Below are 15,681 nucleotides of genomic sequence, written 5' to 3' on the forward strand. Positions count from 1 at the left end.
TCACTTTTTCTCATCGTGAGGGGTTGACTGCTGCCCAGCAATTGAGGCGAGGCGGCTTGCGTTATAGGCGAGTGCATACTTGCGGCTGCACTGATTATCAGCAATGTTTTGAGGTTCATTTCCCGTCCAATAAATTCCAGCTAGTTCTCCACAGAAAAAGGCATCGTCCTCCCACGGCCTACTCAGATAGCCTTGTCCAATGCCATCTGCAAGCATCCTGTCCACGTCGATTGGCGTCCCTCCGGCTCCTGCATCGCTCAATAGCTCCTTTGCTTGCTGGCGCGCACTCGTATATTCACTGCTAAAAGAAATGCTGTCTGATATGTAGCTCGGACGGATATTCTCGCGGTAATACTTGTAAAGCACGAATAGATAAGCTCCTGCAGTCATGCGCTTGATACCGGTCAACGCCAAGTTGTCGTCTGGAATTTTCTGGCTTGAGGCTATGTTGACAACATCCGGCGCTGTTCCATTTTTTGCTACTTCCGCAGGCAACCGAGCTATATCAGGCGTACCACTGAAGTTTGCCGCTTGTTGCTGCATCATTGCGAACATCCAGAACCATTGCTGGCAATGACGTGTCTCGTGATAGATTGTGTTAACGAAATCTGTGAGCTTCGCTACAGCATCCGTCACCCCGGCTTCGAGAGTTTCTTTTGACCGAGTTTCAAAGAGCAGTAGCATCGCGGGACCACTCACGCTCAATGTCCATGACGCAGGATCAAATGTGCCTGCGTCATTGTTCGGCAATGGTTTAGCACTTACTATCACATTAGGTGCGCACGTCTCCGGAATGGCGAAAGAACCCGATGAAGGATCGGTAAGCGCCGATTTGATAACGGAGAGCAGGAGCCCGGCGAGTTTTTTGCATGAATCGGTCTCTAGCGGCAACGTCAATTGAAGCGACGGCCTCTTCCCCTGCCCTCCATAATAGTTATCCCCCCACAACACCTCATCGAGCAACACCTCCCGAATAGCCACCGCGAATTTCCTCGCCTCCGGAAATTCCAGCTGCCCTGGCCGATTCTCATTCGCCTTCGAATAACGCATCCCCCAGTTATACGGACTGCACAGCGCATAGTGAATATCGAATCCCGAGGTCGACGGCTGATCGCCATTGGCTTGCAAAGTACTCGAACCGATTCGATGGCTCTGAACCGCACGCTTTTCAAAAGCCATCTCGGGACTGCCCTCTGAGTGACCAACACGCTCCGCCGACTGCGTCATCATCGGCTGCAAGATCGCCGCGGCATTGCCGCTACCGTCGTTATGCAAAATCTCGACGGTTGCCATCTGCATGGTTTGGGCGAGTACCAGCGCAGTCTCGCCAATCGCGCTCGTGGTTCCCGTGATGACCTGGCCATCGGTCAGCGTCACCCTGTAAGGCTGCTCCGCTATCCGCAACCCCGAGCGGTTGTCGACCAGCACGAAATGTTCGGCGACCTTCGCGAGGGCGAGATCCGTCATGGGAGCCCTTACCGGCACATTCAGCGGGCCGTGCATTGCGCGAGATGCGGCACGAAAGAGCAACGCGCCCTTGGTGTGCCCAAAAATTCCGTTGGGTCCAAGCTCGAATAGCGTGTCGCCGGCCCTCATCAAGATACGCTGCGCCGTCAGCCGGATTTCCTTCTCCTGACTCAGGATATTGATGACCTTCCGCGCAATCAGCTCGATCTCATCGGTCTGCGATTCGACACGCACGCGCCCCGGCGTCAGGATCGTGATCGCCTTCGACGCAAACAGCGCTATCCGCCCACCGATCGACGCGTAAAGCGACTTCAGCGCCGCAATCGCGACACTCCCGCCGGAGGTCAACGCCGTGTGTTCGCGGCTCGCAATGTGCATGCTGGCCGTTGCGCTCAAGTGAACGTTGGCCGCGCTCGAAATCGCGATATCGGGATTTGCAAGTTCGGGGAAGTCGTCGGAATTCGCTGCGGCTTGGCCTCGTAGCGCCGCGTTGGCATCCTTGAGCGCCTTCGATACGTCGCCCTGGTTATCCGCCGCGCTCTGCGCGCCGTGGCGCTGGGCGAGTTGCGCCATGTCCTCGTGAATGCCGCGCGCCTCGGTCAGGCGCGCATGCGTCTCCGACACGTCCTTTGCCTGGCCAGCCGCGTTGGGCCGCGAGAACGTCGTCGCGAGAAGTCCTCGTGCTGCTCGCAGCACGCCCCAACGATCAGTACGCAATTCGAAGCCTTCGCCACGCGCATCCTGCCGCCCCTTGTTGCCGTCGATCCGCGTGATGAAGCCCAGACTCAGGCTCGACTTCGCATGATCGCTCGCAAGCTGCGCCTGCTGTTTGCCGGGTGTATCGTCCAGCGCCAGATGATTCGACTCCGCACCGTGTTCGAGACGCCTGCTGCGCATGCCACTCAAGGCCGCGTTCGCGGGCAGTTGCCAAGGCGGAAGATTGTCGCTGTCCACTACGAATCCCGCGACGACAGGCCGGTCGGGATCGCCGTGAACATGCGAGACGACCACCATCTGGCCGGCACGCCCCGGCGTGACCACGCCCATCTCGCGCCCCTGCGCTTGCGTCACGACACGTACCCAGATCGACCGGGCGCCATCGAACCTGGCCTCGCGGTCCCAGTCGAACTGGATCAACAGACGGTTGCGATAGTCGGTCCACATTTCGTGGTCCTGCGGAGCCACGATAACTGCATATTCATAACCCTCGACGCGCGGTTTCGGCGTTATCTGCGGCAATCGATATGGCTCGCCGACGGGATGCAGTTCGAATTCCGCATTGACCGCATAGGTGCGTCGTGCATCCGCTGACGTACCGACAGTCGACGTGCCGACTTCGGTCATATCCAGTTCGCAGGCCAGCACGACATATTCGCGATTCGCGGCTGCCTGCGGATAGTTCGCCAGCGTGAAGGTGCGGCCCGGCTCGAGCCCGCGCAGATGCCCCTTGCCCTTCGCGCGCAGCCCCTTGCAACGCGCCGCCTGCAACTTCACGCGCGCCAGATGCCGGCCCTCCTCGTGCATGTCGTGCTGCTCAGTCGTGGAACGCGTTTCGGGCTGCGCGAATTCGGCGGGCGCATAGATTTCGATCTCGCCATTAGCCGTGCCGCTCGTGTCCTCGTGCTCCTCGCGGCTCGCCACCCGCCCCTTCCCGAGGCGAGGCCGCATGTAGTTGTGATCGTTGACGGTCGCCCTGCCCGCCGTCGCGGTGTACGTCACGGCCAGTTCGCCGATGTGCTCCTCGTCGATCCGGCTGCCCGTGTGATAGCGCAACGCTTCATAGGCGACGCCATGCCGCTCGAATCCGCCCGACGTGTCGGAGATTACGAGGCTGTGAAAATCCTTCCGGTGCTCGAACCAGAACACCAGACCCCACTCCTCCATCAGACGAAGTGCGAACGTCCAGTCCGACTCCCATGCCTGCCGGACCATGTCGCGCGGCGGATAGTAAGCCTTGCCGCCCCACGGACCGCCGATACGCCATTCGATCGTGCCCACGTACTTCGCGAGAACGTCCCGCAGCACGTCCATCACCGAACCGCTGAAAATGCGCGAATCGCAGTTCTGCGTCGCTTGCCATACGAAGGGGCGCAACACGAATTCATAGACGGCCGCGCGATCTTCCACACACCGGATGCGCGCCGAGACAATCTCGCCGCTGATGTAACGCGTATCGGCGCCGACATTGGCGCGCCCGATCTCGCCTTGCTCGCCCATGAAAGACGTACCGATGCCGGCAAGCTGAATCGCGACGGTGCCGTGGAGTCCGATGATCGGCTCCAGATCGATCTGCGCGGCGTCGGCCGGATTTTGCAGAAAGCCAGGCTGGCTCTCGGCGACGACGACGTATTCGAACAGTTCGCCCACCGCCTCGCGTCCCCTGATACTGCGCGCGATCAGCATCGGCTCGCTGAACGCCTTGCCGCCTGGCCCGCGTCCGACCATTTCGGGAAGCGCGGGACAGGTGAACTCGATGTCGCGCGTCTGGACATCCCATTTCATGCGCGCCTCAGGCATCGATATGCATGGCGGCGTGCGTGCTCGCGTCGCCCACGTGCGCAACGGCCACGTCGCGGTGGATAGATAGGCTCTTCGCAATGAGCGATCCAATGCCGCGTGCGTGCAAGAGCGGTTGCCGCTCCGGCGATATAGCCACCGTGTTTGGCTCCGTGTTTGGCTATCTCGCCGGAGCGGATCATGTCCTTTCCGCTTGTGTCTTTCACCATTGCGCTCCTGAGAGTGATGAGGAAACACGCAACCACACGGGTAGGGAAATCGAGCGATCCCTGCGCGGGGCCGGCCGCGTGAATCTGTTCCCCAAACGCCCGAACGGTTTGCAAAGCTCACTAGCAAACCATTCAGGAACCCTCAGGTCAACGCAATCAATTCGAGATAAAGACGCTTTAACGAAGGCAATCGCATGAAACGTTACGGAGAGTGACGGGCGCGTTGTTGTCCCGGTCGAAAGGATAGGTGCTCTGGTACCGGTGCGTTCTGGCCGAGGCGTGGTGCTGGTGCGTGCGCGGTGCCGCATGACGGGTCGATGCAAGAATCAATGTTATCGACTGTGTCTGTTCTATAGCGCCATTCCTTGCCGCGTGTTACGTATACGGGCTTCGGATTTCGAATTGACCGGGAGACGCATGTTGTTGGGATTACAGACAGATGGCGATTGACTTCAAGGTCGGGGTGCATCGGAATTGCACGCTCTTCACGCGACGGGAATACTACGGCGATGCCTTTAGCGATGAAGCACACGCCGGCCGCCAGCTCATTACTTCGGCAAACGCATGGGGTATCACACATGACACGCGCCAGTTGGCGCGACTTGTCGAGTTCATGCGCCATGCGCCAGGCTGCGCATACGTGAGCGGCGCCGCGCCGAATCAACTCGTCCAGAAACTACGAACCGCCGTCGAGCGCGGCGATGTGATTGCAATCGCGGCGAAGCCGCATGCCTCGGGCGGACGCAGTGTGCGTATCGAACAGCTGCCCCGGCCGTACCATGAGACCTTCTCGCCGTCGCAACTATTCCGGCCCAAGCAACGCGTGGCGCGCACTGCTCGCTCGCTTGAGCGCCCCAGATTGCCACGGCTATCATCCGATGATGACCTCGCGATCTGGTTCTCCCGACCTGGAGACGTGCTGCCGGATGGAACGATCGCCATGCCGGTATCGACGCCGCTCGGCAATGCTCAGGCGTTCGCGTATGTGCATAGCGGCCGAAACCGCACGCCCACAATCGGAGTCCTCAACGGAATTGTTCTATGGACACGAAAGAGGAAATCACGCGACGCCTGACGGCGTTGGTTGGTCTTAACGTTAGCTGGGTCAGCCACGCTGCGGATATGTTGACGATGCAGTTTGGGCCGCAGCGGCAGTACACAACGTCGAGAGGGACTGTCCTGGAAGGTGGTGCATTTGCGCTGCACGTCCAATGCTCATGGCGACTGGAAGAAGGTGGCCGGGTTGTCGCGACGGAAGATGATCTGCGTGGGCCGGACGAAAAGGCGCACGCCAGCGCTGATTGCCTTCGAGGAAGTCTGGTTGATCGCGGCCCGGTGCTCGTCGAGGCGGTGTCCGTGGACGAGGCAGCTAGCATCGTACTTTTCCTGTCTCGGGACTTTCGGCTCATCGTTACACCAGATGGTGCCGAAGACGATGAGGACTGGCGTTTTTTCGCGCCGGGCGTGAGCGGGTCGCACCTTGTCATTGAAGGCGGCAGGATTACGCCAGAATCATTTACCTAAGATGCGATCGACAGCAAAGAACGAGTACTCGCTTCAGGCCGATCTGGAGATGTGCCGCATCGGAATTAATTGATCTATGGACACACTCAAGCAATACGAATTCTTCCACGACTGGTATTTGATCGGTATCTCGGCAGACATGGACGCCAGGATCATGGAACTGCTATTGATGCTCGACGACATAGCACAGCAAGCGCGCGTGATCTTTCAAGGTGCATCGCGTTGCCTCGTCAATGACTTTCTGATTCAGAACATCGTCTACGATGCGAAGATTCTCCGTGACTATGATTCCACCGAATACAAGCAAGCACTCGAATCGCTAGAGAAATCTTATTTTGGAAAAGCATACTATCAACCCAAGCCGATAGCCGTTTTTTCGGCCACACTGGGTACCGATCTACTGGTTGAACTCGACTCGTTCGAAATCAAGCCGGTTTCGCCTATGGCAGTTACGGCTGCATGATCGGAAAACGACCAATATGACGAAGCCTCCCAATGGCAAATGGTTGGACAACATTCACACCTACACGCCGTGAACGGGACACCAAATGAAACCACAGCACCAACTCGCCCACGCTTCGTTCAATATCTATCAGGACGTTGAGCCGCGTGAATTCTGGACAAGCTATTTCGCTGTCGTGCCGAATACCGCGAGCATAAAGGGCGAACGTTTCATCACGCCATCAGGGCGCATGAGTGCCGGTGCGCTGCGCGTCGGCCTCTGGAGTATCAGCAGTAAGAAAACCGTACAGAGTGACGCGCTGACGCCTCATCTTCGTTATCTGGTCGAACGCCTGGCATTGCCTCGGGTTGACCTCTTTGAGTTGCTCAAGCGCACGAGCGCGCAGATGCGCTTTTTGCTATTGGGACAATGCGAGTGGAAACCGAGTGCCCGATGTGCCTGACGACATTCGGGCGACGATGCAAGCGCTGGGCGGCACGGTGGAGATTGACGAGTATCGCTAAGCAACCTGTCGATGTGTCTATCCAGCTTCTTCGAGTGCCTCATCCGTCATCGCGCACGGAGCGCCCCGGGATTTAACGATGACGACGAAGGCGTGCCCATCTCCATGCCCCATTGGTAAATCAATATGACAGATGAAATATTGAAGACGCGGAACTATTTTCACGATTGGTATCTGGACAGCGTAGTCATTGGCCCGAATACCGAGCCCCGCACGCTGACGCTTGGTCTGTACCTCGCCAACAGGCGCGCGGCGGTCACGTTCAATGGCGTAACGTGTGTTTCAGTTGAGCACCTTGGCTTACTGAATATCGTCTACGGCATTCACATCGTTGCCCCCGACGACGAGAAGCACGCGCGGGCCAGTGCAGTGCTCGAAGCAGGTGAGCGGCTTACGGACAGGAAAGCCGCCTTGCTTGCTTTCGTCTACGCCACTCTGGGCGCCGAACTCGCGATTGAGTGTGACTCGATCGAGGTCCACGAGACCGACGGCGGAACATTGGACCCTCTGTTCCGGTGACCGAGATCTCGGAGCGTTCGCGTCAACTCATTGCCAGGATGACCCTATCTTGACGATTCTGACAGGCTTGCCTGACATCAGGTTGGTATACCTCAGCCTGTCACAATGGCTCGATCAAGTTGAGACGGTGGCCACACCCGCAGAACTTCGCATCCTCGGTCTTGAATTCGCCTTCAGCCACAAACGGGAAAACGCGGCGTGTTAGTGTTAATAACTCAACTTGAATGCTGCTCCGGCGTTACACGCAAAATCGATGGCCCACTGCCGGTAAAGTGGCTGATTCGTTGTTTTGAGGGTAACGCCGGTTTGAACCGCTAATTGAGACCAGCCTCAATGACCTCATCGATTACCCGGACACTCACCAGCATCCCATCTGCTGTCGGTCATGACAGCAATGCAGAGGCAACGCCGTCCAGACCGGCGCCAATAAAAACATCTAGCGCGTCGCCCGACGCTCGTTTTCTGGACCTGCCTTCCTTTCAACGAAGGACTGACAGCCAGGCGAATCGGCCAACGCTCGCGACGCTTCCCGACGACATATATCGGGAGATAAGCGATCACCTGCCGCTGCAAGATGTCGCCGCGCTAGCGCAAAGCCGCCTCCGCCCATTCAAAGCGTTAAAGCCTTTGAACGACGCTCACTTGTGGGCCAATAAGGCTGGCTCGTTGGATCTGGACAATCTACTGCAACTGATGGGCACGCGCGGGCTCAGCCAGTCGAACATGCAGCAGACGAGCATCGCCCAGCTAGCCCCGGTACGCCACGAAGAAGTTTTCAATCGGACCGCCACACCCCTGCTGAAGCTGCTGAATGCGGATCCCGGCAAGCTTCAGGCGCAAGATCTGCACGACAGCATCGTCACGGTAGGCAACATGCAGCCGGAAGAGATGCGCGGCGTTGCGACAGGGGCAGTTGCAAGTTTGCTGTCGCGCGTGCAGCCGAGCAAATTGCAGCAAACCGCGTTCGACCAACTTGAGAAGTTAGTCGGAACATATCCGCCGGAGAACCGGTCGCCGACGCTGATGAGCCTTAGCGCCAATATTTTCAAGTTGCCGCAACCGGCAAGCCCCGACTCGCTGCAGTACGCCGCTGGCAATCTGAACAAGGTACTGGCACATCTCGAAGCAATCGACGACACGCAACGCGGCCCCATCCTGCAAACGCTGATCGCTCAGTTTCCCACCTTTGTCTTAAACCACGGCGACTGGAAAGCACGTTTCGATGCAACAATTGCAGCAACTCATGAGACGTCGCCACAAACCCAAGCGCTGGTGCGGTCGGCATTCGAGGGGTTTCTGCGCACATGTGAGCCGCTTCTTGCACAGAGAGAAGCCTTGCCTGGACACCCGAGGGTGTTCGTTACAGGTGACGAGTATCAGGATGCGCAGAGGCTGGTCGGCGAGTTGAATGCGAATGCGGCATAAGTGGCGCACAGGGAGCGGAAATTGAAAGCGACTTGTCATGACTGATCCGCTGAGCGAGTGTGTTTTCTATGCCATCGAACAACAGCTTCGCCAGAGGTTTCCGATATTGTTTGGGTGCTGCGCTTGAGGAACACGGTAGGTTTGGGGATACGTCAGTATTAGCGTACGAAAAGTCCGTTTCTTGAGGGCCCCCATAAGACGCCCGCAAACTCGGCGGCATGCTCATGTTAATGCAAGGATTTTCCAATCCGAAGCTACGTGAACGACTTCAAATTACGACGGACGGGCCCATGGACTGGAACCCGCCTTTGCCTTCGAGCGAGTAACCTCTTTCGTCGGCCACACCGGTATCGACGTCGCTCGGCGGTACGCAGGCGTTGTCTATCAGACCGATATACCTGGTGGCAATGCCGAGCAACCGGCGAAATCAACGGTCAACGAACGATATGCAGCCAAGATGTTCTGATAGCGGCATGTCAAGCGCTGCCCCCTCAACTCTTCCTCCTCACCGCCCGAACATACCCTCCCCTCTCAACCTGCATCTTCCTGTCGAGCACAAGCACCCCCTCAGCCACATCCTTCCGCACCGTCGTCCCCGCCGCAATGGTCGCGCCTCGTCCCACGCGCACCGGCGCGACGAACTGCGTATCCGAACCCACGAACACGTTGTCCTCGATAATCGTGCGATGCTTGTTCACACCGTCGTAGTTGCAGGTGATGGTGCCCGCGCCGATGTTCACGCCCGCGCCCACGTCGGCGTCGCCGAGGTAGCTCAGGTGGTTCGCCTTCGAGCCGGCACCGACGCGCGCATTCTTCACCTCGACGAAATTGCCCACGTGAACCTCGTCGGCAAGCTGCGCGCCGGGGCGCAAACGCGCATACGGTCCAAGCACAGCATGCGCGCCGACCTCTGCATTGTCGATGTGCGTATAAGCGTCGATACGCGTTCCCGCGCCAATCGACGCGCTACGGATCACGCAGTTCGGCCCCACGGTGACGTTGTCCGCCAGCGTCACCTCGCCCTCGAACACGCAGTTGACGTCGATAAACACATCGCGCCCGCACGTCAGCGAACCGCGTACGTCGATCCGCGCCGGATCGGCAAGCGTAACGCCCGCGACCAGCAGTGCCTCCGCCACGTTGCGTTGATGCACGCGCTCCAGTTCGGCGAGCTGCTGCTTGCTGTTCACGCCGAGCGTTTCCCATGCGTGGTCGGGCTGCGCGGTCACGGCCGGATAGCCGGCGGCAATCGCCGCTTCCACGACGTCGGTCAGGTAATACTCGCGCTGGGCGTTGTCGTTCTTCAGCGTGGCGAGCCAGCCCGCAAGCGGCGCGGTCGGCGTCACGATAATGCCCGTGTTGATCTCGGCGATCTTGCGTTCCGCTTCGCTCGCATCCTTCTGTTCGACGATGCGCGCGACCTTGCCCGCCGCGTCGCGCACGATGCGCCCGTAGCCGCTCGGGTCGTCGAGCGTAACGGTCAGGATGCCGTAGCGGTTTCGGCCCGCAGCCTCGACGAGGCGTTCGAGCGTCAACGCGCGCGTCAGCGGCACATCGCCGTACAGCACGAGCGTGGGCACGTCCGCATCGAGCAGCGGCAGGGCCTGTGCGAGCGCGTGGCCCGTGCCGAGTTGCTGGGCCTGCAGCGCGAACCGCACGTCGGGCGCGCCGACCGCTTCGCGCACGGCCTCGCCGCCATGACCTGTCACGACGACGAGGCGGGTCGGCGAGAGCGCGCGGGCCGTATCGATAACGTGCGAGAGAAGCGGCTTGCCGGCGAGCGGATGAAGCACTTTCGGCAGCGCGGAGTGCATGCGTTTGCCCATGCCGGCCGCGAGAATCACGATATTCACGAGGATGACCGTTTGCGAGTGTGGTGAGTGAAAGGAAACGGGGGAGAGCGCCGCATCGTCAGCGACAAGGCACGCGCAGCGTCTGTCCATCGGTATTGCCGGCGAACTGGCGGATTTCATCCGCGAGTCCCAGCGTCGGTTTGTCGTACTTGTAGCAGTAAGGCACGGCTGGCACCTTCTCCGGCTGATAGCTCTGCAAAACCGCCCTGGCATCGCGCAGATAGAGATTGTCCCTGACCAGCAGAGACGCGCGATAGTCGCTCCCGCTCGCGTAAAGCTGGGCCGTCTGCTCGAAATGCTTCTGGTCCGATCCGCCGTTCGGCAATGCGCTTCTCGCCGGCGCCCCGGCGATGTAGTCGCAATAACGCGCCTTTACGCCCTCCACTGTCGGGAAGAACTCCGGCTCCACGCAACGGCGATCCGACGTGTTGCTGAAGATGTTCCCCTCCACCAGCGCCCGTGCCTGCAGGCTAAAGCTCATGCCGTAAAAATCCCAGTTCTCGAGCAGGTTGTTGAAGAGATGAAACGTGCCGAACTGCGCACGCGGATTGCGCTGCACGGTATTCAGGAAGTAGCAGTGATGGACCGTCACGCGCGCCACCTTGTCGCGCCCGTAATTGGCGAACAGGTTCTTCGACGTGATGTTGTTCAGCAGCATGACCTTGTCGTCGTCATGAAACTTGACCCACGACACCGTCACGTCCGTCGAGCCGTTTTTTACGTTGAGCAGGCGATCGGCGAAGCGCGAAAGATCGAGATGGTCGATCCAGACATCGTGCGAATAATTGGCTACGTTGATGGCCTGCGAGAACGTCCGCAACCGCCCGTCGATGGTCAGATGCGTGACGATCACGTTGCTGCTGCCGTAAATGCCGAGCCCGTAGTCGAGCAGCGTCACGCGATGGCCGCGGCCGTCGATCGTGACGTTGCCCGGCACGCGCAGTTGCGAGCGCAACGCGATGGTCATGTCCGACGCGAAGCGGATCCAGCGCCGCCCGCCGGCGTGAGCGAGCGCGTCGCGCAGCGTGCCCGGTCCCGCGTCCGCCCCCGACGTTACGGTCACGACCTCGCCGCCCTCGCCGCCCGTCGCCGCGCGCCCGTAACCCTCGCGCTGCGCGAGCAGATCGGCGACGAACGGGCACGCCGCGTTTGCGCTCGCGCAACTGCCGCCGGAATCCGCGAACGCCGCACGCGGCGTCGCGACCAGTGCAAGGCAAACGAGCAGCCACGGCCGCCACCTTCTTATGATGCTTGAGTCGATCCTCATGAACCTTGCCTTGATGGGGAGTCCAACTTACTCGACCGTGACCGACTTCGCGAGGTTCCGCGGCTTGTCGACATCGGCGCCGCGCGCGCACGCGGTGTGATAGGCGAGCAACTGCAACGGCACCGTGTACAGAACCGGCGACAGCACCCCGTAATGCGCCGGCAGGCGAACGACATGAAGCCCCTTTTCATCGGCGATGCGCGTGTCCTTGTCGGCAAGCACGTAGACCTCGCCGCCGCGCGCCCGCACCTCCTGAATGTTCGACTTCATCTTCTCCTGCATCTCGTCGTCCGGCACGATTGCGATCACGGGCATGGCCGCCGTCACGAGCGCGAGCGGGCCATGCTTGAGTTCGCCGGCCGGATAGGCCTCGGCGTGAATATAGGAAATCTCCTTGAGCTTGAGCGCGCCTTCGAGCGCGATCGGATATTGCAGCCCGCGCCCGAGGAACAGCGCATGCTCGCTGGTGGTCAGCTGCTTCGCCCATGCGGCGATCTGCGGTTCGAGCGCGAGCGCCGCCGTCAGCATCTGCGGCAACCCATGCAACTGTTGCAGATACTGCGACTCGCGCAGCGCCGTGACGTGACCGCGCTGGCGTCCGAGCGTCACGGCCAGCATGAAAAGCGCCACCAGTTGCGCGGTAAACGCCTTCGTCGAGGCGACGCCGACCTCCTGCCCCGCCTGGGTCAGAAAGCGCGTGCCGCACAGCTGCACCATCGCACTCGACGGCACGTTGCAGATCGTGAGCGTGCGGGTCTGGTCGAGCGACTGCGCGTACTTGAGCGCGGCCAGCGTATCGGCAGTCTCGCCCGACTGCGAGATCGTCACGACGAGCGCGCGCGGGCTCGCCACCGGTTCGCGATAGCGGTACTCGCTCGCGATCTCGACATCGGTCCTGATCTTGGCGATCGATTCGAGCCAGTACTTCGCGACGAGACCCGCGTAGTAGCTCGTGCCGCAGGCGAGTATCTGGATGCTGTCGATGCCGTCGAACGTCGCGGGCGCGGCCTCGCCGAACAGCTCGGCCTTGAACGCTTCGACACCGCGCGTGGTCGCGGCCACCACGGCGGGCTGCTCGAAGATTTCCTTCTGCATGTAGTGCCGGTAGCTTCCGAGCTCCACCGCCGCGTTCGCGACGCTCACCTGCTGGGACTCGCGCACGACCGGCTTGCCGTCGCGCGCCACGATGCGGATCGATTCGCGCGTCAGTTCGCAGACGTCGCCGTCGTCGAGAAACATGAAGCGCTCGGCCTGGCCCGTCAGCGCGAGCGCGTCGGAGGCGAGAAAATTGCCCGCCTCGCCGGCGCCGATCAGCAGCGGCGAGCCCTCGCGCGCGCCGACGATAAGGTCCGGCCGGTCCTCGTGCACCACCGCGATCGCGTAGGCACCGTGCAACCGTTGCACGGCCTCGCGCACCGCCGCGAACAGGTCGCCGTCATAGACGCTGTGGATCAGATGGGCGATGACTTCCGTATCGGTCTGCGACACGAACTCGTAGCCGCGGCCGGCGAGTTCGTCGCGCAGCGATTCGTAGTTTTCGATGATGCCGTTGTGGACCACCGCCAACGCATCGCGGGACAGCATCGGATGCGCATTGCGGATTTCCGGTGCCCCGTGCGTCGCCCAACGCGTATGAGCAATGCCGCTCGCGCTTTCGAGCCCCGCGCGGCGCAGCCGCGAATCGAGGTGCGATACGCGCTCGATACTGCGCATCCGTTCAAGACCCCGCTTCGAATTCACGGCGACGCCGCACGAATCGTAGCCGCGATATTCGAGGCGCCGGAGACCTTCGACCAGCACCGGAACAATATTCTCTCGCGCAACCGCACCAACAATGCCGCACATGACTGTTTCCTTTTCTCGTGTTGGGGCGTGCTTTCACGCCCATGCCTGAGTGTGTGTTATCGATTGACGCGACCTGCCGCATCGGGCCGGTTCAAACCGGCTTGAGCCGACTCAAGCCGGCGACCGCTCGCCCGCGATGAATGCGAGGTACCAGGAGAGCGCTTCCGTCATGCCGCGCCTCAGATCGAACAGCCCGGAGAAGCCCAGCTCCCGTACCGCCTTCGCGATGTCGGCCTGCGAATGGCGCACGTCGCCCGCGCGGAACGACTGGTAGACCGGCTGCTTCGCGTAGTGCACGCCGTGCGTGGCGAGCCCGGCCTGGATGATCGAGAACAGGTCGTTGAGCGTGGTGCGGCCGCCCACCGCGACGTTGTACACGTCGCTCGCGGCGAGGTCTTCCTTCAGCGCGGCGCGCAGGTTGGCCTGCACGACGTTGCCCACGTAGCAGAAGTCGCGGCTCGTTTCGCCGTCTCCGTTGATCTGCACGTCGTCGCCCGCCAGCATCGCCGCGATCCATTTGGGAATCACCGCGGCATACGCGCCGTCCGGGTCCTGACGCGGGCCGAACGCATTGAAGTAGCGCAGGCCGATCGAATGAAAACCGTAGGTGCGCGAATAGACGCTCGCATAGAGTTCGTTGACGAGCTTCGTCACCGCATACGGCGAGAGCGGATTGCCGATGCGCTCCTCGCGCTTCGGCAGATTGGGTTCGTCGCCGTAGGTCGAGCTCGACGCGGCATAGACGAAGCGCCGCACGCCGGCCTGGCGCGCGGCGTCGAGCATCGACAGAAAACCGGACACGTTGACGTCGTTGGTCGTTTTGGGGTCCTTCACGGAGCGCGGCACCGAGCCCAGCGCCGCCTGATGCAGCACGTAGTCCACGCCGGCGACCGCCTTTGCGCACGAGTCCGCGTCGCGAATGTCGGCCTCGTGGAACGCGAACCGGCTCCAGGCCGCCTCGCCGACCCGCTTCTTCACTTCGTGCAGGTTGTGCCAGTGGCCGGTGGCGAAATTATCGAGGCCGCGTACGTCCTGCCCGAGCAGCAGCAAGGTCTCGACGAGATTGGAGCCGATAAACCCCGCGGCGCCGGTAACGAGCCAGCAATAGCGCTTTTCCTGCAACAAGGTTCGCAGCCCATCCTGCGTTCCGTCCTGTAGCCATGACGGCAAGCCGGCTGGCGCCGCGGTTTCGTTCTGTTTCATGTTTGCTTCTCCACGTTCTGCGTAATCTTCTACGTAATCGTTAGTGAACCCAATCAACCCTTGTCCGTCGCCGCATTCGAGCGGTCGGCCGCCACCACGTGCCGCCAGAGCCCGCCGCTCAGGCGCAGGTTTTCCGGCTGCCCGGCGAGATGGCCGCGCAGATGCGCGAGCCATTCGTGCTGCCATCGCGCCACGTAGTCTTCGAGCGTTTCGCCGTCATGCGGCTCGGAGAGCCGTTCGAGCGTATGCACGATGCGGCCCCGCTCCCATCTGGGCGCATAGAAAACCGAGGGCAGTCCGAGGCGGTAGCTGGCGCGCGCGGCGAAGCTCGACCACGTGATCTCCTGGCTCTCGAACGGCACGCGCGCGGCGGCCGGATTGAGCGCGCCATCCACGGCGAGACACACGGCATGTCCTTCCTGCAGCGCCTTGAGGCTGGCCTTCACGACCTGCACTTCGGTCCTGTCGCTCGTCGAGATCAGCGAGCGGGCGTAGTGGCTGCGGCTGATACTCGGCGTCGATGCGACCCAGCGCGACGGGATATCGAGCAGATCGAGCGCCATCAGGCCGCCGTACAGCGGCCCCACGTGGGCCGTGGCGAGCACGAAGCCGCGTCCGCCCTCGCACAGCGGCTCGAAGAACTGCTCGGCCTCGTCGAGGTTCGCGAGCAGCTCCATCGCTTCTTCCGCGCGATCCTCGCGGCATTCGAGCCAGTCGAGCAGCAGGTGGTCGGCGAGATAGCCCCATTGCGCCGCGCGCTCCCAGTCCTCGCGCGACAGCGCTTGTGTCGCCGTTTGTGCTGCCGTTTGTGCTGCCGTTTGTGCTGCCGTTTGTGTCACCGCCTGTGTCGCCGCTTGCGCCGCAGGCTGTGCCGCCGCCGGCGCCGC

The 15,681-nt window shown here is 61.2% G+C and carries 11 protein-coding genes and 1 pseudogene; 6 read left to right on the forward strand and 6 right to left on the reverse strand.

Going from position 1 to position 15,681, the window contains the following annotated elements; translation table 11 throughout:
- Positions 1-3,969 carry a type VI secretion system Vgr family protein gene (gene tssI, locus GXB81_RS21355; RefSeq protein ID WP_205990254.1) on the reverse strand — a complete coding sequence of 1,323 codons (3,969 nt, stop codon included), beginning with the start codon at positions 3,967-3,969 and terminating at the stop codon, positions 1-3.
- A 663-nt stretch (positions 3,970-4,632) separates the two neighbouring features.
- Between tssI and GXB81_RS21360 the strand changes: the two genes are divergently transcribed.
- The 6 genes from GXB81_RS21360 (at position 4,633) to GXB81_RS21385 (ending at position 8,626) form a co-directional block, all read left to right on the forward strand.
- Positions 4,633-5,268 (forward strand): hypothetical protein, encoded by a 636-nt coding sequence (locus tag GXB81_RS21360; protein ID WP_205990255.1) that lies wholly within the window; start codon positions 4,633-4,635, stop codon positions 5,266-5,268.
- Positions 5,235-5,717 carry a hypothetical protein gene (locus tag GXB81_RS21365; protein ID WP_205990256.1) on the forward strand — a complete coding sequence of 161 codons (483 nt, stop codon included), beginning with the start codon at positions 5,235-5,237 and terminating at the stop codon, positions 5,715-5,717. The genes GXB81_RS21360 and GXB81_RS21365 overlap by 34 nt, the downstream gene beginning before the upstream one ends.
- Positions 5,718-5,793: 76 nt before the next feature.
- The gene (locus GXB81_RS21370; RefSeq protein WP_205990257.1) at positions 5,794-6,180 is read left to right on the forward strand and encodes a hypothetical protein; all 387 of its coding nucleotides are present in this window, start codon (positions 5,794-5,796) and stop codon (positions 6,178-6,180) included.
- An 85-nt stretch (positions 6,181-6,265) separates the two neighbouring features.
- A complete protein-coding gene (locus GXB81_RS21375; RefSeq protein WP_346777809.1) occupies positions 6,266-6,622 on the forward strand; it encodes a DUF4279 domain-containing protein in 357 nt (118 codons plus the stop codon).
- Between the two features lie 186 nt (positions 6,623-6,808).
- Positions 6,809-7,201, forward strand: coding sequence for a hypothetical protein (locus GXB81_RS21380; RefSeq protein WP_240159047.1), 393 nt, complete (start codon positions 6,809-6,811; stop codon positions 7,199-7,201).
- A 333-nt stretch (positions 7,202-7,534) separates the two neighbouring features.
- Positions 7,535-8,626, forward strand: coding sequence for a hypothetical protein (locus tag GXB81_RS21385; RefSeq protein WP_205990258.1), 1,092 nt, complete (start codon positions 7,535-7,537; stop codon positions 8,624-8,626).
- 491 nt (positions 8,627-9,117) lie between these two features.
- Here the strand turns inward: GXB81_RS21385 and glmU are convergent, their stop codons facing one another.
- From glmU to GXB81_RS21410, 5 genes and pseudogenes are all read right to left on the reverse strand, one after another.
- Positions 9,118-10,479, reverse strand: coding sequence for a bifunctional UDP-N-acetylglucosamine diphosphorylase/glucosamine-1-phosphate N-acetyltransferase GlmU (gene glmU / locus GXB81_RS21390; RefSeq protein ID WP_167043851.1), 1,362 nt, complete (start codon positions 10,477-10,479; stop codon positions 9,118-9,120).
- Positions 10,480-10,537: 58 nt separating this feature from the next.
- Positions 10,538-11,746, reverse strand: coding sequence for a polysaccharide lyase family 1 protein (locus GXB81_RS21395; protein ID WP_205990259.1), 1,209 nt, complete (start codon positions 11,744-11,746; stop codon positions 10,538-10,540).
- 27 nt (positions 11,747-11,773) lie between these two features.
- On the reverse strand, positions 11,774-13,591 hold the full coding sequence (glmS, locus tag GXB81_RS21400; protein WP_167043845.1) for a glutamine--fructose-6-phosphate transaminase (isomerizing): 1,818 nt from the start codon (positions 13,589-13,591) through the stop codon (positions 11,774-11,776).
- A gap of 111 nt (positions 13,592-13,702) precedes the next feature.
- Positions 13,703-14,794, reverse strand: a complete 1,092-nt coding sequence (locus tag GXB81_RS21405; protein WP_205990260.1) for an SDR family oxidoreductase — start codon at positions 14,792-14,794, stop codon at positions 13,703-13,705.
- A 53-nt stretch (positions 14,795-14,847) separates the two neighbouring features.
- Positions 14,848-15,681: pseudogene (locus tag GXB81_RS21410) on the reverse strand (Vi polysaccharide transport protein VexE); the annotation flags it as partial.

It is taken from the genome of Paraburkholderia sp. Ac-20336, assembly GCF_017105025.1.
Lineage (GTDB): Bacteria > Pseudomonadota > Gammaproteobacteria > Burkholderiales > Burkholderiaceae > Paraburkholderia.

Excerpts from the sequence above, each read along its gene's own strand:
- GXB81_RS21365 (WP_205990256.1), top strand. The coding sequence starts at position 5,235 with ATGGACACGAAAGAGGAAATCACGCGACGCCTGACGGCGTTGGTTGGT.
- GXB81_RS21375 (WP_346777809.1), top strand. The coding sequence starts at position 6,266 with ATGAAACCACAGCACCAACTCGCCCACGCTTCGTTCAATATCTATCAG.
- GXB81_RS21380 (WP_240159047.1), top strand. The coding sequence starts at position 6,809 with ATGACAGATGAAATATTGAAGACGCGGAACTATTTTCACGATTGGTAT.
- GXB81_RS21370 (WP_205990257.1), top strand. The coding sequence starts at position 5,794 with ATGGACACACTCAAGCAATACGAATTCTTCCACGACTGGTATTTGATC.
- tssI (WP_205990254.1), bottom strand. The coding sequence starts at position 3,969 with ATGAAATGGGATGTCCAGACGCGCGACATCGAGTTCACCTGTCCCGCG.
- GXB81_RS21395 (WP_205990259.1), bottom strand. The coding sequence starts at position 11,746 with ATGAGGATCGACTCAAGCATCATAAGAAGGTGGCGGCCGTGGCTGCTC.
- GXB81_RS21405 (WP_205990260.1), bottom strand. The coding sequence starts at position 14,794 with ATGAAACAGAACGAAACCGCGGCGCCAGCCGGCTTGCCGTCATGGCTA.
- GXB81_RS21385 (WP_205990258.1), top strand. The coding sequence starts at position 7,535 with ATGACCTCATCGATTACCCGGACACTCACCAGCATCCCATCTGCTGTC.
- GXB81_RS21360 (WP_205990255.1), top strand. The coding sequence starts at position 4,633 with ATGGCGATTGACTTCAAGGTCGGGGTGCATCGGAATTGCACGCTCTTC.
- glmS (WP_167043845.1), bottom strand. The coding sequence starts at position 13,591 with ATGTGCGGCATTGTTGGTGCGGTTGCGCGAGAGAATATTGTTCCGGTG.